General features: G+C 72.0%; 18 protein-coding genes. 16 read left to right on the forward strand and 2 right to left on the reverse strand.

The features are described 5' to 3' along the window. The first annotated feature begins 12 nt into the window (after window positions 1-12). The gene (locus tag VMI11_04900) at window positions 13-597 is read left to right on the forward strand and encodes a hypothetical protein (protein ID HTY71750.1); all 585 of its coding nucleotides are present in this window, start codon (window positions 13-15) and stop codon (window positions 595-597) included. On the opposite strand, the gene VMI11_04905 is transcribed toward VMI11_04900, so the two are convergent. Next, entirely contained in the window at window positions 591-1,562 is a 972-nt protein-coding gene (locus VMI11_04905; protein HTY71751.1) for a 1,4-dihydroxy-2-naphthoyl-CoA synthase, read from the reverse strand. The two genes, VMI11_04900 and VMI11_04905, sit on opposite strands and share 7 nt — an antisense overlap. Between VMI11_04905 and VMI11_04910 the strand changes: the two genes are divergently transcribed. Then, entirely contained in the window at window positions 1,528-2,478 is a 951-nt protein-coding gene (locus VMI11_04910) for an o-succinylbenzoate synthase (GenBank protein HTY71752.1), read from the forward strand. The genes VMI11_04905 and VMI11_04910 overlap by 35 nt on opposite strands. Continuing rightward, window positions 2,475-4,094, forward strand: coding sequence for a 2-succinyl-5-enolpyruvyl-6-hydroxy-3-cyclohexene-1-carboxylic-acid synthase (gene menD, locus VMI11_04915; protein ID HTY71753.1), 1,620 nt, complete (start codon window positions 2,475-2,477; stop codon window positions 4,092-4,094). Before VMI11_04910 ends, menD begins: the two co-directional genes overlap by 4 nt. A 137-nt stretch (window positions 4,095-4,231) precedes the next feature. Here menD and VMI11_04920 read toward each other — a convergent pair whose 3' ends face one another. After that, entirely contained in the window at window positions 4,232-5,494 is a 1,263-nt protein-coding gene (locus VMI11_04920; GenBank protein HTY71754.1) for an isochorismate synthase, read from the reverse strand. A 271-nt stretch (window positions 5,495-5,765) separates the two neighbouring features. On the opposite strand from VMI11_04920, the gene VMI11_04925 reads away from it, so the two are divergent. The 13 genes from VMI11_04925 to nuoK all read left to right on the forward strand — a co-directional run bounded on the left by VMI11_04925 (window position 5,766) and on the right by nuoK (window position 18,425). Then, window positions 5,766-6,461: a demethylmenaquinone methyltransferase gene (locus tag VMI11_04925; GenBank protein ID HTY71755.1), complete on the forward strand. Its 696-nt coding sequence runs from the start codon at window positions 5,766-5,768 to the stop codon at window positions 6,459-6,461. A gap of 168 nt (window positions 6,462-6,629) precedes the next feature. Beyond that, complete coding sequence (locus VMI11_04930; protein HTY71756.1) at window positions 6,630-7,904, forward strand: geranylgeranyl reductase family protein; 1,275 nt, start codon at window positions 6,630-6,632, stop codon at window positions 7,902-7,904. A 121-nt stretch (window positions 7,905-8,025) separates the two neighbouring features. Beyond that, on the forward strand, window positions 8,026-8,385 hold the full coding sequence (locus VMI11_04935; GenBank protein ID HTY71757.1) for an NADH-quinone oxidoreductase subunit A: 360 nt from the start codon (window positions 8,026-8,028) through the stop codon (window positions 8,383-8,385). Window positions 8,386-8,441: 56 nt separating this feature from the next. Then, a complete protein-coding gene (locus VMI11_04940) occupies window positions 8,442-8,996 on the forward strand; it encodes an NADH-quinone oxidoreductase subunit B family protein (protein ID HTY71758.1) in 555 nt (184 codons plus the stop codon). Next, the gene (locus VMI11_04945; protein HTY71759.1) at window positions 8,993-9,685 is read left to right on the forward strand and encodes an NADH-quinone oxidoreductase subunit C; all 693 of its coding nucleotides are present in this window, start codon (window positions 8,993-8,995) and stop codon (window positions 9,683-9,685) included. The genes VMI11_04940 and VMI11_04945 overlap by 4 nt, the downstream gene beginning before the upstream one ends. Next, on the forward strand, window positions 9,685-11,055 hold the full coding sequence (locus VMI11_04950) for an NADH-quinone oxidoreductase subunit D (GenBank protein ID HTY71760.1): 1,371 nt from the start codon (window positions 9,685-9,687) through the stop codon (window positions 11,053-11,055). Before VMI11_04945 ends, VMI11_04950 begins: the two co-directional genes overlap by 1 nt. Before the next feature lies 1 nt (window position 11,056). Continuing rightward, on the forward strand, window positions 11,057-11,722 hold the full coding sequence (gene nuoE / locus VMI11_04955) for an NADH-quinone oxidoreductase subunit NuoE (GenBank protein ID HTY71761.1): 666 nt from the start codon (window positions 11,057-11,059) through the stop codon (window positions 11,720-11,722). Between the two features lie 3 nt (window positions 11,723-11,725). Beyond that, the gene (gene nuoF / locus VMI11_04960; GenBank protein HTY71762.1) at window positions 11,726-13,027 is read left to right on the forward strand and encodes an NADH-quinone oxidoreductase subunit NuoF; all 1,302 of its coding nucleotides are present in this window, start codon (window positions 11,726-11,728) and stop codon (window positions 13,025-13,027) included. Then, complete coding sequence (locus VMI11_04965; GenBank protein HTY71763.1) at window positions 13,027-15,468, forward strand: NADH-quinone oxidoreductase subunit G; 2,442 nt, start codon at window positions 13,027-13,029, stop codon at window positions 15,466-15,468. Before nuoF ends, VMI11_04965 begins: the two co-directional genes overlap by 1 nt. Further along, complete coding sequence (gene nuoH / locus VMI11_04970) at window positions 15,465-16,799, forward strand: NADH-quinone oxidoreductase subunit NuoH (GenBank protein ID HTY71764.1); 1,335 nt, start codon at window positions 15,465-15,467, stop codon at window positions 16,797-16,799. The genes VMI11_04965 and nuoH overlap by 4 nt, the downstream gene beginning before the upstream one ends. Beyond that, the gene (nuoI, locus tag VMI11_04975) at window positions 16,796-17,350 is read left to right on the forward strand and encodes an NADH-quinone oxidoreductase subunit NuoI (GenBank protein HTY71765.1); all 555 of its coding nucleotides are present in this window, start codon (window positions 16,796-16,798) and stop codon (window positions 17,348-17,350) included. Before nuoH ends, nuoI begins: the two co-directional genes overlap by 4 nt. Beyond that, on the forward strand, window positions 17,347-18,129 hold the full coding sequence (locus VMI11_04980; protein ID HTY71766.1) for an NADH-quinone oxidoreductase subunit J: 783 nt from the start codon (window positions 17,347-17,349) through the stop codon (window positions 18,127-18,129). The genes nuoI and VMI11_04980 overlap by 4 nt, the downstream gene beginning before the upstream one ends. Next, the gene (gene nuoK / locus VMI11_04985) at window positions 18,126-18,425 is read left to right on the forward strand and encodes an NADH-quinone oxidoreductase subunit NuoK (GenBank protein HTY71767.1); all 300 of its coding nucleotides are present in this window, start codon (window positions 18,126-18,128) and stop codon (window positions 18,423-18,425) included. Before VMI11_04980 ends, nuoK begins: the two co-directional genes overlap by 4 nt. Window positions 18,426-18,474: the final 49 nt, after the last annotated feature.

An 18,474-nucleotide genomic window follows, 5' to 3' on the forward strand; every position in this document is an offset into this window, starting at 1 on the left:
GGTGGCAGGGAGATGGCGGACGAGCTGCAGACCCTCGACGTGGTCGAGGCCCCCCACGGGCGACCCCCGCGGCGCCGCGAGCGCGTGCTGGCGGGGGCCCTGGTCGTGGTGGGCCTCCTCGGGCTGGCGGTACCCGTCGTCAACGCCCACCTCGAGCGGCAGGAGTACGCCTCGCTCGTCGCGTGCGTCCGGCAGGGCCAGGCGGCCGTCTCCGACGCCGAGACCCGGCTGTCGGCGATACGCGACTACGTCGCGCCGGCATTGTTCTCCGTGAACTCCGACCGGGTCCGCCAGGGCATGCTCGACCTGGTGTCCTCGAGCGCGCGATCGGTGCGGCCCGCCGTCAGCGAGGCGCTCGCCTCCTGTCGCGCCGTCCCCGCGCGGCGCTGGCACCACGGGATCGCGTCAGCGAGGGCGACGTACATCTCCTATCTCGCGGCCCACGATGCCTTCTACGCCGTCGCTGAGAATGACGGCTCCGCCGCCTTCGGCCGAGTCGTCGCACCATCGCCGGGCCTGGTGCGGCAGCGGGTCCTCGCCGCGGCGCCGACCACGGGCGCACGCGCCGCCGCACGCGCGGCGCTGGATGCTCAGTAGGCCCAGGGGTACGGCGACCAGTCAGGCGCGCGCCGCTCCAGGAACGCGTCGCGGCCCTCGACGGCCTCGTCCGTGGCGTAGGCCAGCCGAGTGGCCTCGCCGGCGAAGACCTGCTGACCCATGAGGCCGTCGTCGACGAGGTTGAAGGCGAACTTCAGCATCCGCTGGGCCGTCGGCGACTTGCCGTTGACCTCGTCGGCGACCTGCAGGGCGACGGTCTCGAGGTCGGCGTGGTCGGCCACGATGTTCACCGCGCCCATGGCGTGCATCTGCTCGGCGTCATAGGTGCGCCCGAGGAAGAAGATCTCTCGGGCGCGCTTCTGGCCGACCATGCGCGCGAGGTACGCCGATCCATACCCTCCGTCGAAGGAGCCGACGTCAGCGTCGGTCTGCCGGAAGCGCGCGTGCTGGCGGGAGGCGATCGTGAGGTCGCACACGACGTGCAGGCTGTGGCCTCCGCCGGCCGCCCAGCCGGGGACGACGGCGACGACGACCTTCGGCATGGTGCGGATGAGGCGCTGCACCTCGAGGATGTGCAGGCGCCCGGCGCGAGCGGGGTCGACGCTCCCGGCGTCCTCGCCCGCCGCGTACCGGTAGCCGTCGCGCCCGCGGATGCGCTGGTCGCCGCCCGAGCAGAAGGCCCAGCCGCCGTCCTTGGGCGAGGGCCCGTTGCCGGTGAGGAGCACGCACCCGACGGTGGAGGTCGTCCGGGCGTGGTCGAGGACGCGGTAGAGCTCGTCGACGGTGTGCGGACGGAACGCGTTGCGCACCTCGGGCCGGTCGAACGCGACCCGGACGGTGCCCCGGTCGGCGCCGTCGACGTGGTGGCGGTGGTAGGTCACGTCGGTGAGGTCGTCGAAGCCCTCGACGGGACGCCAAACGGAGGGGTCGAAGGTCTCGCTGACGCGGGGCTCGGGCACGTCCGCGAGGATAGGCGCCGTGCCGCGCGTCTGGTCGATCCCCATGCGTACGCGCTTTCGCGGCGTCACGCGTCGCGAGGGGATGCTCATCCTCGGTGCGGCGGGCTGGGGAGAGTTCTCGCCCTTCCTCGACTACGACGTACCCGCGTGCGTGCCCTGGCTGCGGGCGACGCTGGAGGCGGCAGAGCAGGGCTGGCCCGATCCGGTACGCACCAGGGTCGCGGTCAACGTGACCGTCCCGGCCGTGGGTCCGGAGATGGCTACGGAGGTCGTCCTGGCTTCCGGTGGCTGCGCCACCGCGAAGGTCAAGGTCGCCGAGCATGGACAGAGCGAGTCGGACGATCTCGCCAGGCTCGAGGCCGTGCGCGCGGCACTGGGACCGACGGGCCGAATCCGGATCGACGTCAACGGCCGGTGGGACGTCGACACCGCTGTCGCTCGGCTGCCGCGCTACGACCGCGCCGCGAACGGGCTGGAGTACGTCGAGCAGCCCTGCGCCACTGTCGACGAGCTCGCCGAGGTGCGCCGCCGGGTCCACGTCCCCGTCGCCGCGGACGAATCCATCCGGCGAGCAGAGGACCCGTACCGCGTGGTCGAGAGGGACGCGGCCGACGTCGCCGTGCTCAAGGTGCAGCCGCTCGGCGGCGTGCGGGCCTGTCTCGAGATCGCGGAACGGATCGGACTCCCGGTGGTCGTCTCGTCCGCCCTGGAGACGTCGGTGGGTATCGCCGCGGGTGTGGCGCTGGCCGCTTCGCTGCCCGAGCTGCCGTACGCGTGCGGGCTCGCCACCGTGCAGCTGCTCGACCACGACGTGGTCGACGACCCGCTACTCCCCGTCGCTGGGGAGCTGGCGGTACGCCGTCCCATGCCTTCCACGGAGCTGGTCGACGCCTCCGCGGCGGATCCCGAGACGCGGCGCCGCTGGTCGGGCAGGATCGCGGCCGTGCGGGAGCTGTTGTGAACCCCTCGACCGCCCTCGCGACGGTCCTCGTCGACGAGCTCGTCCGAGGCGGGGTGCGCGAAGCCGTTCTCTCGCCGGGCTCGCGCTCCGCGCCGCTCGCGCTCGCGCTGCACGCGGCCGACGCGGACGGGCGGCTGCGCCTCCACGTACGCGTCGACGAGCGGTCGGCCGGCTTCCTCGCCCTGGGGCTGGCCAAGGCGTCCCGCGGGATCTGCGTCCCGGTCGTCACCACCTCGGGCACGGCCGCGGCCAACCTCCACCCGGCGATCCTGGAGGCTTCCCACGCGGGGGTCCCGGTCCTCGCGCTCACCGCCGACCGCCCGCCTGAGCTGCGCGGAGTCGGCGCCAACCAGACGGTCGACCAGATCAAGCTTTTCGGTGACGCGGTCCGGCTCTTCCACGAGGTCGGAGCCCCCGAGCGGCGGGCGGGGCAGAACGCGTACTGGCGAAGCCTGGTCTGCCGGGCGCTCGTGACCGCCATGGGCCATCGCGGTCATCCCGGCCCGGTGCACCTCAACCTCGCCTTCCGCGAACCCCTCGTCCCCGAGGAGGGCGGTGAGCCGTGGCCCGAGGCGCTGGCGGGCAGGGAATGGCCCGGCCCGTGGACGGGCGTCGAGTTCGCGCCCCCGGTCCCGGCGGGCGGCCAGCACTCCTCGGGAGCCGCCACGTTGCTGGTCGTCGGTGACGTCGCGCACTGGGTGGCCGACGCCGCTGTCGTGACGGCGGAGACCTTCGGCTGGCCGATCCTGTCGGAGCCGAGCGGCAACGCCCGCCGCGGGCCCAACGCGATCCGGCTGGGGCACCTCCTGCTCGGCCGTCCGGACCTTCGACCGCGAGCCGTGTACGTCCTCGGGCGTCCGACGCTCACGCGCGGGGTGCTGGCGCTGCTTCGCGACCCTGGCGTCATGGTCGCGGTCGTCGGGCGCGAGCCGATGTGGGCGGACGCGACCGGCCGCGCGGTGAGCGTCCTCGGCGCCCTTCCCTACAAGCTCGGCCACGAGCCCCCGGACACCACGTTCCTCGAGCGGTGGCGGGCGGCCGACGCCGAGCTGGTGGCGAGCACCGACCTGAGCTCGTGGTCCGGCCGGGCCGTCGTCTCGGCCCTCTACGAGGCCCTGCCGCCCGACGCCCTGCTCGTGGCCGGGTCCTCCCTGGCGATCCGGGACCTGCAGTACGCCCCTCCGCGCGACGGCGTGACCGTCCTCGCCAACCGGGGCGCGGCCGGCATCGACGGGACCGTGTCGACCGCGGTGGGCGCCGCACTCGCCTGGCAGCGCGGGGGCGGCGGGCCGGCGTACGCCGTGGTGGGCGACCTGGCCTTCCTGCACGACAGCAACGGGCTCATGGTCGGGCCCGAAGAACCCTTGCCGAGCCTCACGATCGTGGTGGTCAACAACGACGGGGGCGGCATCTTCGCCGGACTGGAGCCCGGACGTCCCGAGCATTCCGGCGCCTTCGAGCGCGTCTTCGCCACGCCGACCGGGGCCGACCTCGCCGCGCTGTGTGCCGCGTCCGGGACGGCGTACACGCGCGTGGCCGACCTCGATGCGCTGAGAGCGGTCGTGCGCGACCCGCGAGCGGGCGTGCACGTGGTGGAGACCCGCGTCACGCGCTGACCGCAGCCCCCACCTCGCTCTGCCCGCCGTCACTTGTGGCGGGATACACGTCATTCACCGGCTCCGGAGTGACGTAGAGCCCGCCACAAGTGGGGGGAAGGAGGGGAGGGGTGAAGCGGGAAACGGTGGGCGGCGGCTCAGCCGAGCGCGTCGCGCATCGCGACGAACTTGGCCTGCGCCTCGGCCAGCTCGGCCTCCGGGTCGGACCCGGCGACGATGCCGCACCCGGCGTACAGCCGCATCGAGGAGCCCTCCACGAGCCCGCACCGCAGCGCGATGCCCAGCTCACCGTCACCGTCGGCGCCGAACCAGCCGACCGGCCCGGCGTAGCGACCCCGTGGCATCCCCTCGATGGCCCGGATCACCGCCATGGCTGCCGCGGTGGGCGTCCCGCAGACCGCGGCCGTGGGGTGCAGCGCCTCGACGAGGTCGAGGACGGAGGTGTTCTCGGTCACGACGCCGGTCACGTCGGTCGCGAGGTGCATCACGTTCGGCAGGTGCAGGACGAAGGGGGCCTCGGGCACGTTCGTTGAGGTGCAGTGGGGCGTCAGCGCGTCCGCGACCGAGCGGACGGCGTACTCGTGCTCCTCCAGGTCCTTGCTCGACCGGGCGAGCGATGCCGCCAGGGCCAGGTCACGCGCGTCGTCGCCCGTACGTCGGATCGTGCCGGCGAGCACCCGAGAGGTGACCAGCCCCCGGCGCAGCCGCACGAGCAGCTCCGGCGTCGCCCCGATGAGGCCGTCGACCGCGAAGGTCCACGCCGCGTCGTGGCGTGCGGCGAGGCGCTGGAGGGGCCAGCGCGGGTCGAACGGTTCGTCGGCGCTCGCCACGAGGTCGCGGGCGAGGACCACCTTGTCGACCTCGCCCGCGCCGATGCGACGTACTGCCTCCGCCACCGTGGCCGCCCACTCCGCTCCGGAGCGGGTCCCGTCCGCGAAGGTCACGCCCACCGGACGCGCCGCGGGCGCTGCCGGCTCGAGGGTCGCCGGGAGCGCGGGGAGGCTGCCGTCGCCGACGGCGGTGACCCAGGTGCGCCCGCCGCTGTGGCCGACGACCACCTGGGGGACGACCACGACCGAGGTCGCGGGGTCCAGCGGGTCGAAGGCGAAGGAGGCGAAGGCCACCAGTCCGCTGCCCGGGAGCCGTACGTCGTCGCGGACCACCGCCCGAGCCGAGATCTGCGCCCACCAGCGGCGGGCCTCGTCGAAGCGGTCGGGGCCGCGGACCTCCAGCCGGGCCGCCTCGCCCCAGGCCACCAGCCCCTCACCACGGCGTACCCAGGCCAGCGCACCCTCGCGCGGGAGCAGGTCGAGCAGGGCGGGCACGTCGGGGAGTGCGGCCGTGCGCACCACGAGGTGCGCCCCGCCGGGGCGGGGCGTCACCTGGGGCGCGAGCGTCACGGCGAAGAGCGTAGGTGCGCGGGGCCCCCACGTCCCGTTGGGGCCCCGCCCGCCCGCGTCGCGCCTCCCTTCCGGCCCGCCCCCGTCAGCAATGAACGCGGCGTCGTTGCACACCGAGCGCAACCACGCGCCGTTCATTGCAACCGGGGAGGGGGTGTCCGCGTCGGTGCCACCGGTGGGGGCGCCACCTGGGGGTGGGGGTGCGGGCGCCAGGTGGGGAGGGTTGGGCCGGACCGAGCGGGTCGGCGCGCGACCTGGGAGGCTGGCCGCCATGGCCCGCGCCCAGCTGGACAAGCAGCCGCACGAGGTGGCGGCCATGTTCGACGGGGTGGCCCGCCGCTACGACCTGACCAACGACGTGCTCTCGATGGGACTGACCCGTTCCTGGCGGCGCGCCGTGGCGGACGCCCTTCGGGTGGCGCCCGGGGAGCGGGTCCTCGATCTCGCGGCGGGGACCGGGAGCAGCAGCCTGCCGTTTCGCGCGGCGGGGGCTTCCGTCGTCGCCTGCGACTTCTCCCTGGGCATGCTCGCGGAGGGGCGCCGTCGCCAGCCCGACGTGGCCTTCGCGGCCGGGGACGCCATGGACCTGCCCTTCCGCGACGAGACCTTCGACGCGGTCACGATCTCCTTCGGCCTGCGCAACGTCCACGACCCGGCCGCGGCGCTGCGCGAGATGCTGCGCGTCACCAGGCGGGGCGGCCGCCTGGTCGTCTGCGAGTTCAGCCACCCCACGTGGGGTCCCTGGCGCACGGTCTACGTCGAGTACCTCATGCGCGCCCTGCCGGCCGTGGCCCGGGCCGTGAGCTCGGCCCCGGACGCCTACGTCTACCTGGCCGAGTCGATCCGGGCCTGGCCGGACCAGGCCGGGCTCGCCGCCGAGTTGGCGGCCGCGGGGTGGGACCGGGTCGCCTGGCGCGACCTCACCGGCGGCATCGTGGCGCTGCACCGGGCGACCCGGCCCCAGTGACCGCCGGGTCGCCGGCGCAGTCGGAGAGCGCCGTGCCGCGGGTACGTCGAGGTCCGGTGCCGGGGCCCTCAGTCAGGCGGGCGGTCGCGGTCGGGCTTGTCTAGGATGAGCGCGGACTTCGTGAAAGCGTTCACGAAGTCGCCCGGAACCCTCGCCGAGGATGCGTCCATGCCCCTGCCCGCAACCGACGCCGACGTCGTCGTCGTCGGCGCCGGACCCGCAGGGTCGGCGACGGCCTACCACCTCGCCCAGAACGGGCTCGACGTCGTGCTGCTCGAGAAGACACAGTTCCCGCGCGAGAAGGTCTGCGGGGACGGGCTCACCCCGCGGGCCGTCAAGCAGCTCGTGGCGATGGGCGTGGACACCAGCGAGCGGGCCGGCTGGCTGCACAACCGGGGCCTACGGATCATCGGTGGCGGGCACCGACTCGAGCTGGAGTGGCCCGAGCTCGCGAGCTATCCGCACCACGGCCTCGTCCGCCCGCGCGCGGACTTCGACGAGCTGCTCGCCCGTCGGGCGCAGAAGGCAGGCGCGCGGCTCCTCGAGCGCACCCCCGTCGTCGGCCCGCTGCGCGACGAGCGCACCGGGCGGGTCGCGGGGGTGCTCGCCAAGGACGACCAGGGCACGAGGCTCGCCTACCGCGCGCCGCTGGTGATCGCGGCCGACGGCAACTCCAGCCGCCTGTCCGTGGCCGCGGGACGCATCAAGCGGGACGACCGGCCGCTCGGTGTCGCCGTACGCACCTACTACCGCACCCCGCGCCACGACGACGAGTGGCTCGAGTCATGGCTGGAGCTGTGGGAGGGGAGCGGGGACGACCGTCGGCTGCTCCCCGGCTACGGCTGGATCTTCGGCATGGGGGACGGCACGGCCAACGTCGGGCTCGGGATCCTCAACACGAGCGCGGCATTCCAGCACGTCGACTACAAGGTGCTCCTCAAGGCCTGGCTCGACCAGACCCCCCAGGCCGACGGGTTCCGGGACGAGAACATGACCCAGCCGGTACGCGGAGCCGCGCTGCCGATGGGGTTCAACCGCGGTCCGCTGTACGCGAAGGGGCTACTGCTGGTCGGTGACGCCGGCGGCATGGTCAACCCGTTCAACGGCGAGGGAATCGCCTATGCGATGGAGTCCGGCGCGGTGGCCGCCGAGGTCGTCGTCCAGGCGCTGGCGCGTCACCGCGCCGAGGAGCGCGAGCGGGTGCTGGAGACGTACCCGCGCGTGCTCAAGGAGTCCTGGGGCGGCTACTACACGCTCGGGCGCTGGTTCGTGAAGGCGATCGGCAACCCCCAGGTCATGCGCATCGCCGCGCAGCGTGGCCTGCACCACACCACCTTGATGCGCTTCGTGCTGAAGCTGCTCGCGAACCTCACCGACGAGCGGGACGGCGACGTGATGGACCGCATCGTCAACGGGCTCTCCCGCCTGGCGCCGGACGCATGAGGGCCACCTGCGGCCCGGGGACGTGCGCCCGTCCGCCCGCCCCTAGGATTGCCGCGTCCTGCCGCCGCGCGACCCAGCCCTCCCAGGGTTCGCGGCTGCCCGTCGATCGAAGGAGGGGGACATGAACGCCGCCGTCCCGCTCATCTTCCTGGCCGCTCTGTCCTTCGGCTTCGGCGCGTTCTCGATCGTCGCCGGCTCGCTCTCCGGGCCCCGGCGCTACAACCGCGCGAAGCTGGACGCCTACGAGTGCGGGATCGAACCCACGCCCCAACCGGTCGGCGGCGGTCGCTTCGCGGTCAAGTACTACCTGACCGCGATGCTGTTCATCGTCTTCGACATCGAGATCGTCTTCCTCTACCCCTGGGCCGTCACCTTCGACGCCCTCGGCTGGTTCGGCCTGGTCGAGATGGTGCTGTTCCTGGCCACGGTCTTCGTGGCTTACGCGTACGTGTGGCGCCGTGGGGGACTCGAGTGGGACTGAGCGCGGCTCGTCCGCGGGGATCCGACGACAGCTGACGGCGAAGGGAGGCGAGAGGCATGGGTATCGAGGAGAAGCTGCCCAGCGGCTTCCTGCTCACGACCGTCGAGCAGTTCGCGGGCTACGCACGCAAGGGCAGCCTGTGGCCCGCGACGTTCGGCCTGGCCTGCTGCGCGATCGAGATGATGGCCGCGGGCGGTGCTCGCTACGACCTGGCCCGCTTCGGGATGGAGGTCTTCCGGGCCTCGCCTCGCCAGGCCGACCTGATGATCGTCGCGGGTCGGGTGAGCCAGAAGATGGCACCTGTGCTGCGCCAGATCTACGACCAGATGCCCGAGCCGAAGTGGGTCATCGCGATGGGCGTCTGCGCGAGCAGCGGCGGGATGTTCAACAACTACGCGATCGTCCAGGGCGTCGACCACGTCGTACCCGTCGACATCTACCTGCCCGGCTGTCCGCCGCGCCCGGAGATGCTCATCGACGCCATCCTCAAGCTGCACGCGAAGATCAGTGACACCAAGCTCGGCAAGAACCGTGAGGCGGAGGTTCGCGAGCTCGAGGCGGCAGCCCTGACCGCACCCGCCACCCACGAGATGCGCGGGCTGCTCCCATGAGCGAGAGCACCGAGCAGACCGAGGTCGTCCCGGCCGGCGTGGCCGCGCTGGAGGTCGTGGACGTCCGCCAGGGGATGTTCCACGGCAGCGGTGACACCTCGGGCTACGGCGGCCTCGTGCGTACCGTCGCGATGCCGGGCGCGACCCCGCGGCCGTACGGCGGCTGGTACGACGAGGCGGCCGACACCCTGACCTCCCTGCTGCCGGACTACGACGCGGCGGTGGAGAAGGTCGTGGTCGAGCACGGCGACCTCACCTTCCACGTCCGCCGTGAGCACCTCGTCGACGTCGCTCGCGCACTGCGGGACGACCCGACGCTCCGCTTCGAGATGTGCGTCGGCGTGAGCGGCGTGCACTACCCCCACGACAGCGGACGCGAGCTGCACGCGATCTACCCGCTTCTCTCGCTCACCCACAACCGGCGGCTGCGCCTCGAGGTGAGCTGTCCGGACGGGGATCCGACCATCCCCTCGCTCATGGGCGTGTACCCCTCGGTGGACTGGCACGAGCGGGAGACCTTCGACTTCTTCGGGATCGTCTTCACGGGACGTCCCGACCTCACGCGCATCCAGATGCCGGACGACTGGCCGGGCCACCCGCAGCGCAAGGACTACCCGCTCGGCGGCATCCCCGTGGAGTACAAGGGGGCAGAGATCCCGCCGCCCGACACGCGGAGGTCGTACTCCTGATGAGCACCAACGTCGAGTTCGAGGGCGCTGCGTCCGAGCAGCCCGGCCCCGACCCGTACGCCGCCGGCGAGCGACGCACGACCGAGGGTCGTGTCTACACCGTCACCGGGCAGGACTGGGACGACGTCGTGTCGGGCGTCTCCGCCAACCGCGACGAGCGAGTGGTCGTGAACATGGGGCCGCAGCACCCGTCCACCCACGGCGTGCTGCGGCTGATCCTCGAGCTGGACGGCGAGACGGTCACCGAGGCGCGGGTGGGCATCGGCTACCTCCACACCGGCATCGAGAAGAACATGGAGTTCCGGACGTGGACGCAAGGCGTCACGTTCGTGACCCGGATGGACTACCTCACCCCGTTCTTCAACGAGACGGCGTACTGCCTGGCCGTCGAGAAGCTGCTCGGCATCACCGACCAGATCCCGGAGCGGGCCTCCGTGATCCGGGTGATGATGATGGAGCTCAACCGGATGTCCTCCCACCTGGTGGCGCTCGCCACGGGTGGGATGGAGCTCGGCGCGCTCACCGCCATGATCTTCGGTTTCCGCGAGCGCGAGACGATCCTCGACCTGTTCGAGCTGATCTCAGGGTTGCGGATGAACTCGGCGTACGTCCGGCCCGGTGGCGTGGCCCAGGACCTGCCTCCCGGCGCCGTCGACGCCGTCGCGGACGCCGTCGTCCTCCTGCGCAAGAACTACCAGGACACGGCCTCGCTCCTGGTCGACAACGGGATCTGGATGGCGCGCACGCAGGACGTGGGCTACCTCGACCTGTCCGGATGCATGGCGCTGGGCATCACCGGCCCGATGCTGCGGGCGACCGGCCTGCCGTGGGACCTGCGCAAGTCGCAGCCGTACTGCGGTTACGAGAACTACGAGTTCGACGTACCCGTCCGCGACACGTGTGATGCCTACGGACGCTTCCTCATCCGCATCGCCGAGCTCGGCGAGTCGCTCAAGATCGTGGAGCAGTGCCTCGACAAGCTGCGCCCGGGGCCGGTCATGGTCGAGGACCGCAAGATCGGCTGGCCGGCGCAGCTGGCCCTGGGCGGCGACGGCCTGGGCAACAGCCTCGACCACATCCGCCACATCATGGGCGAGTCCATGGAGGCGCTCATCCACCACTTCAAGCTGGTCACAGAGGGCTTCTCGGTGCCCGCGGGGCAGGCCTATGTGGCCGTGGAGTCCCCGCGCGGGGAGCTGGGGTGCCACGTCGTCAGCGACGGCGGCACGCGCCCCTACCGGGTCCACTTCCGCGACCCCTCGTTCACGAACCTGCAGTCGACGGCGGCGGTGTGCGAGGGGGGCCAGGTCGCTGACGTCATCGCGGCCGTCGCCTCGATCGACCCGGTGATGGGTGGGGTGGACCGCTGACATGCCTCTGACGTCGCAGACCCGTGAGCAGATGCTCGAGATCGTGGCCCGCTACCCCCATCCGCGCTCCGCCCTTCTCCCGATGCTCCACCTGGTCCAGGCGGAGGAGGGTTACGTGAGCACGGATGGCATCGCTCTGTGCGCTGACGTCCTGGACGTGACCACCGCCGAGGTCGCCGCAGTGGCCACCTTCTACTCGATGTACAAACGCCGGCCAGTGGGGGACTACCACGTCGGGGTGTGCACGAACACGCTGTGCGCGGTCATGGGCGGCGACGCGATCTTCGCAGCGTTGAAGGAGCACCTCGAGGTCGGTAACGACGAGACCACGCCGGACGGTCGGATCACCCTCGAGCACGTCGAGTGCAACGCGGCGTGCGACTTCGCGCCGGTGGTGATGGTCAACTGGGAGTTCGTCGACAACGCCACGGTCGAGTCAGCCAAGGCTCTCGTCGACGACATCCGCGCCGGGAAGGAGGTCCGCTCCACCCGCGGACCCGCGGTGCGCACCTTCCGTGAGGTGGAACGGGTCCTCGCGGGGTATCCGGACGGGCTCGCCGACGAGGGTGTCGCGGCCGGTCCCGCGAGCCTGGCCGGGCTCGCCCTGGCCAAGGAGCTCGGGCACGTCGCGCCGGAGCCGGGCGCGTCGCCCGCGAAGGAGGGCTGAGGCGTGCAGCTGACCCCTGTGCTCTCCGCGCACTGGGACGAGCCCGATTCCTGGACGCTCGCCGCCTACCGCCGTCACGGCGGGTACGAGGCGCTGCGCAAGGCCCTCGGCATGCACCCCGACGAGATCATCCAGCTCGTCAAGGACTCCGGTCTGCGCGGCCGCGGTGGTGCCGGCTTCCCGACTGGGATGAAGTGGGGGTTCATCCCGCAAGGCGACGGCAAGCCCCACTACCTCGTGGTCAACGCCGACGAGTCCGAGCCGGGCACGTGCAAGGACATGCCGCTGCTCATGGCCAACCCGCACGCCCTCGTCGAGGGAGTGGTCATCGCCTCGTACGCCATCCGTGCGCGGCACGCGTTCATCTACGTCCGCGGCGAGGTGGTGCACATCGTCCGCCGCGTCCAGCAGGCGGTCGCCGACGCGCAGACTGCCGGATTCCTGGGCACGGACGTGCTCGGGTCCGGATACGACCTCGACATCACCGTGCACGCGGGGGCCGGCGCCTACATCTGCGGTGAGGAGACCGCCCTCCTCGACTCCCTCGAGGGCCGCCGCGGGCAGCCGCGCCTGCGCCCGCCGTTCCCGGCCATCGCCGGCCTGTACGCCAGCCCGACGGTCGTGAACAACGTCGAGTCGATCGCGAGCGTGCCGTCGATCGTCGCCAACGGCGCCGAGTGGTTCAAGAGCATGGGGACGGAGAAGTCCGCGGGGTACACGCTCTACTCGCTGTCCGGGCACGTGCAGCGGCCGGGGCAGTACGAAGCCCCGCTCGGCGTCACCCTGCGGGAGCTGCTGGACCTCGCGGGGGGCGTCCGCGAGGGACACGAGCTGAAGTTCTGGACCCCGGGTGGGTCCTCCACGCCGCTCCTGACGGCAGCGCACCTCGATGTCCCCCTCGACTACGAGGCAGTCGCCGCTGCCGGGTCCATGCTGGGCACGAAAGCGCTGCAGATCTTCGACGAGACCACCTCGGTCGTGCGCTGCGTCCTGCGCTGGACGGAGTTCTACAAGCACGAGTCGTGCGGCAAGTGCACGCCGTGTCGCGAAGGCACGTACTGGCTGGTGGACGTGCTCCGCCGCCTCGAGGCGGGCCAGGGCCACGAGGGAGACATCGAGCTGCTGCTGGACCTCTGCGACAACATTCTCGGAAAGGCGTTCTGCGCGCTCGGCGACGGTGCGACCAGCCCGATCACCTCCGCCATCGAGTTCTTCCGGGACGAGTTCGAGGCCGGGATGCACACGCCGGCCTGGGAGCTGTTCCCCTATGAGGCCGCCACCCTCTTCGCGGGAGCTCACGCCTGATGACCGTGACCACGACTGGTGGAGGTGTGCCAGTGGCCGCCGCCGACCTCGTCACCGTGACCATCGACGGGATCGAGACCTCCGTGCCCAAGGGCACGCTGGTCATCCGCGCAGCCGAGCAGATCGGGCTGGCCATCCCCCGCTTCTGCGACCATCCGCTGCTGGACCCCGTGGGCGCGTGCCGGCAGTGCCTGGTGGAGGTCGAGGGTCAGCGCAAGCCCCTCGCGTCGTGCACCACGACCGTCACCGACGGGATGGTGGTCCGCACCCAGCTCACGTCGGCCGCGGCGGACAAGGCGCAGCAGGGCGTGATGGAGCTGCTGCTCATCAACCATCCCCTCGACTGCCCGATCTGCGACAAGGGCGGGGAGTGCCCGCTGCAGAACCAGGCGATGTCCAACGGGCGCGGCGAGTCCCGCTTCGACGGACCCAAACGGACCTTCCCCAAGCCGCTGCCCATCTCCTCGCAGGTCCTGCTGGACCGGGAGCGCTGCATCTCGTGCGCCCGGTGCACGCGATTCTCGGCGCAGATCGCCGGCGACCCCTTCATCGAGCTGCTCGAGCGGGGTGCCGACCAGCAGGTCGGCACCGCCGAGGGCGCGCCGTTCGCGTCCTACTTCTCCGGCAACACGGTGCAGATCTGCCCGGTGGGGGCGCTGACTGGGGCGGCGTACCGCTTCCGCTCCCGCCCGTTCGACCTGGTGTCCGCGCACAGCGTCTGCGAGCACTGCGCCTCGGGCTGCGCCCTGCGTACGGACCACCGCCGCGGCGTGGTCCTGCGCCGGATGGCGGCCAACGACCCTGACGTCAACGAGGAGTGGAACTGCGACAAGGGCCGGTGGGCGTTCACCTATGCCGACGAGCAGTACCGCCTCGCCGCTCCACTCGTCCGTGACGAGTCCGGGTCACTGGTGGAGACGTCCTGGCCCGACGCGCTGGACGTCGCGGCCCGCGGCCTCGCCGCTGCCAGGGACGCCGGCGGTGTCGGCCTCCTGCCCGGCGGGCGGGTCAGCCTCGAGGACGCCTACGCGTGGTCGAAGTTCGCCCGGGTCGTCCTGGGCACCAACGACGTGGACTTCCGTGCCCGTGCGCACTCCGCCGAGGAGGCCGACTTCCTCGCGGCGCACGTCGCCGGACGTGGTGTCCAGCTCACCTACGCCGACCTCGAGAGCGCGCCGTTGGTCCTCCTCGTGGCCTTCGAGCCCGAGGAGGAGTCGCCCATCGTGTTCCTGCGGCTGCGCAAGACCGTCCGGCAGGGGCGTACGCGAGTCGCGAGCATCGCGGCGTACGCCTCGCGCGGGCTCGACAAGCTCTCCGGCCAGCTGCTCGCGTGCACGCCCGGGGGCGAGGCACACGTGCTCGAGGCCCTGTCCGGAGGCAGCACCGGTGGTGGACTCGACGAGGCCTGGGCCGAGGTCGCCGAGGCGCTGCGCGCGCCCGACGCCATCGTCGTCGCCGGCGAGCGGCTGGCCGCTGTCGCCGGCGGCCTCAGCGCGCTGTCCCGTCTGGCGAGGTCGACCGGCGCCCGGATCGCCTGGATGCCCCGTCGGGCGGGCGAGCGCGGCGCGGTGGAGGCGGGTGCCCTCCCCGGCCTGCTGCCCGGCGGTCGCCCCGTGGCCGACGCACAGGCCCGGGTCGATGCCGCCGCGGCCTGGGGGGTCCCGGCGCTGCCGAGCACGCCGGGGCGTGACACCAACGCGATCCTGCGCGCGGCGGCCGACGGGACCCTGAGCGGCCTCGTCGTCGGAGGCGTCGACCCCGTCGACGTCCCCGGGGACGCCCTGGCGGCGATCCGGGCCGCGGGCTTCGTGGTCAGCCTCGAGCTGCGCACGTCCGCGGTGACCGAGATCGCCGACGTCGTCCTTCCGGTCGCACCCGTCGCCGAGAAGGCCGGCACGTTCCTGGACTGGGAGGGACGCCCGCGCGCCTTCGGTCCCGCCCTCGACTCCTCTGCTCTCTCCGACGCCGAGGTGCTCTCCGCGCTGGCCGATGAGCTGGGCGCGCCCATCGGCCTGGGCACCGTCGAGGCGGTCCGGCGCGAGCTGGCCGAGCTCGAGCCGTGGGAGGGCGAGCGACCCACCGCCCCTGACCTCCCCGCGGGCGACGCCGCGCAGCCGGCGGCCGGCGAGGCCGTCCTCGCGACCTGGCGCCTGCTGCTCGACCGCGGCAGCCTCCAGGAGGGCGAGCCGCATCTCGCCGGCACCGCTCGTACGCCCGTCGCCCGCCTCTCGCCGGCGACGGCGTCGGAGATCGGCGCGGTCGACGGAGCGCCGCTCACGGTCTCCAGCGAGCGCGGTAGCGTCACCGTGCCCCTCTGTGTCACCTCGATGCCCGACCGGGTCGTCTGGCTCCCGGCGCACTCAGCCGGCTGCTCGGCGCAGGCCGACCTCGCGGCCGGAGCGGGCACGGTCGTCCGCATCGCCCCTGGGAGCAGCGCATGAGCCTCACCCTCGCCGCCGCAGCCCCCTATGCCCCGCCCCCGTTCGACGACCCCTGGTGGATCTCCCTCATCAAGGTGCTCGGCGTGTTCGTCCTGCTGGTCCTGCTCACGCTGTTCACGATCTGGGCGGAGCGCCGTGTCGTGGGGCGGATGCAGAACCGCATCGGTCCCAACCGGGTGGGCCCGGAGGGGCTCCTGCAGTCACTGATGGACGGGATCAAGCTGGCGCTCAAGGAGCAGATCCTCCCCAAGGCGGCGGACAACTGGGTCTATGTGCTGGCCCCGCTCATCGCGACCGGGACCGCCTTCCTGGCCTTCGGGGTCATCCCGCTCGGGCCTGAGGTCTCGATGTTCGGCCACGAGACGCCGCTGCAGGTGAGCGACTTCCCGATCGCGGTGCTCTATGTCGTAGCGGCCGCGTCCATCGGGATCTACGGCATCGTCCTCGGCGGGTGGTCCTCCGGCTCGACGTACCCGCTGCTGGGCGGGCTGCGCTCGAGCGCCCAGATGATCTCCTACGAGGTCGCGATGGGCCTGTCCTTCGTCGGCGTGTTCCTCTTCGCGGGCACCATGTCGACCTCCGGCATCGTCGCGGGCCAGCAGCACCTGTGGTACTGCCTGACGCTGGTGCCCTCGTTCGCGATCTACTGCATGTCGATGGTCGGGGAGACCAACCGCGCGCCCTTCGACCTGCCCGAGGCCGAGGGCGAGCTGGTCGGCGGCTTCCACACCGAGTACAGCTCGCTCACCTTCGCGCTGTTCTTCCTCGCGGAGTACGTCAACATGGTCACCGTCTCTGCGATGGCGACCACGCTCTTCCTCGGCGGCTGGCGCGCCCCTTGGCCGCTGTCGATCTGGTCCGGCGCGAACTCCGGGTGGGTGCCGCTCATCTGGTTCCTGGCCAAGGTCATGGTCTTCCTGTTCGTGTTCATCTGGCTGCGGGGAACCCTGCCTCGGCTGCGCTACGACCAGTTCATGCGGCTGGGCTGGAAGTTCCTCATCCCCGTCTCGTTGCTGTGGATCCTCGCCGTCGCGACCCTGCGTGCGGCGGACAACGAGGGAGCCACCCGCGGGCAGCGCATGGTCATCGGCGTCGGCCTGGTCGCCGTCTTCGCCATCCTGTCCATCGCGTGGAGCCTCGCCGCCGAGCGACGAATCCGTGACGAGGAGCGCGCGGAGGACGAGCGCCGCGCCGAGCGGGCAAGGAACCCGCGGTTCAAGGAGCACCCCACCCCACCCCTGCCGGGTGAGAGCGTCCGGGAGCCGGTCACGGTGCCCGCCGCTGGATGGCCCGGGGACGGCCACGACGACAGCGACGAGGAGACGCCATGAGCGTGCCCGGCCGCGGTTTCGGGGTCACCTTCGGGACGATGTTCAAGCACGTCGTCACCGAGCAGTACCCCGAGGAGAAGAAGGAGACCAAGCCGCGCTTCCACGGCCGTCACGTGCTGAACCGCCACCCTGACGGTCTCGAGAAGTGCATCGGCTGCGAGCTGTGCGCCTGGGCCTGCCCCGCCGACGCCATCTACGTCGAGGGCGCGGACAACACCGACGAGCCAGGCGGGCGCTTCTCCCCCGGCGAGCGCTACGCCCGGGTCTACCAGATCAACTACCTTCGCTGCATCTTCTGCGGGCTGTGCATCGAGGCGTGCCCGACGCGATCGCTGACCATGTCCAACGACTTCGAGCTGGCCGACGACAGCCGGGCCAAGCTCATCTACGAGAAGCAGGACCTGTTGGGTCCCCTCCTGCCTGGAATGCTCGAGGCCCCGCACCCGATGGTCCCCGGGACCACCGCGAAGGACTACTACGAGGGCAAGGTCACGCAAGCCGTCCCGGAGCAGGCGCCGGCCCTGGTGGCCGGCGAGGAGGCAGCGTCATGAGCGGCCTGCTGGCGATGTCGACCGTGCCCGGCGAGATCGCGTTCTGGATCCTCGCCATCGCGGCGGTCTTCGGCGCCCTGGCGATGCTGTGGAGCCGCAAGGCCGTTCACAGTGCCTTGTGGCTCGCCCTCACCATGATCAGCCTGGCGTTCATGTACATCCTCCAGGACGCGGTCTTCCTGGGCATCGTGCAGATCGTCGTCTACACCGGCGCCGTCATGATGCTGTTCCTCTTCGTGCTGATGCTCGTCGGTGTGGACTCGAGCGACTCCCTCGTCGAGACCCTCCCGCACCAGCGCATCGCCGCCGTTCTCGTCGGGCTCGGCTTCGGCCTCCTCCTGGTGATCGGGCTCGGCCACGCGACGCTTGGCTCGGCCGAGGGGCTCGGCCCCGCCAACGAGGCTCAGGGCGGCAACGTGCAGGGACTCGCGGTCCTCATCTTCAGCCGCTACGTCTGGGTGTTCGAGGTGACGTCCGCGCTGCTGATCGTCGCGGCGGTCGGCGCCATGGTGCTCGCGCACCGCGAGCGGCTGGCCGTCAGGGTGCGCCAGCGCGAGCTGTCCGAGCAGCGGGTGAGGACCGGGCGGCCGACCCCGCTCGCGGCTCCGGGCGTCTACGCGCGGCACAACGCTGTCGACACTCCGGGCCTCCTGCCCGACGGCTCGCCGTCACCGGAGTCCGTACCCGTCGTGCTGTCCGCCCGCCCGGTGCGCAAGCCCGCGGCGCTCGAGGGTGCCGGCGAGACGCTGGTCGCCGAGGCCGAGGGAGGCGAGTCGTGAGCCCGTACGCCTACCTCGTGGTCTCCGCGCTGCTGTTCACCATCGGCGGCGCGGGCGTGCTGCTCCGTCGCAACGCGATCGTCGTCTTCATGTGCGTCGAGCTGATGCTCAACGCCTGCAACCTGTCCTTCGTCACCTTCTCCCGCATGCGCGGCAACCTCGACGGTCAGGTGTTCGCGTTCTTCACCATGCTGGTCGCCGCAGCCGAGGTCGTCGTCGGGCTCGCGATCATCGTGACCATCTTCCGGACGCGACGCTCGGCCTCGGTCGACGACGCCAACCTGCTCAAGTACTGAGCCGATGGGGACCTCCGTGCACCTGAACCTCCTCGCCGAGGGGACCGAG

It is taken from the genome of Actinomycetes bacterium (assembly GCA_035506535.1).
Classification (GTDB): domain Bacteria; phylum Actinomycetota; class Actinomycetes; order DATJPE01; family DATJPE01; genus DATJPE01.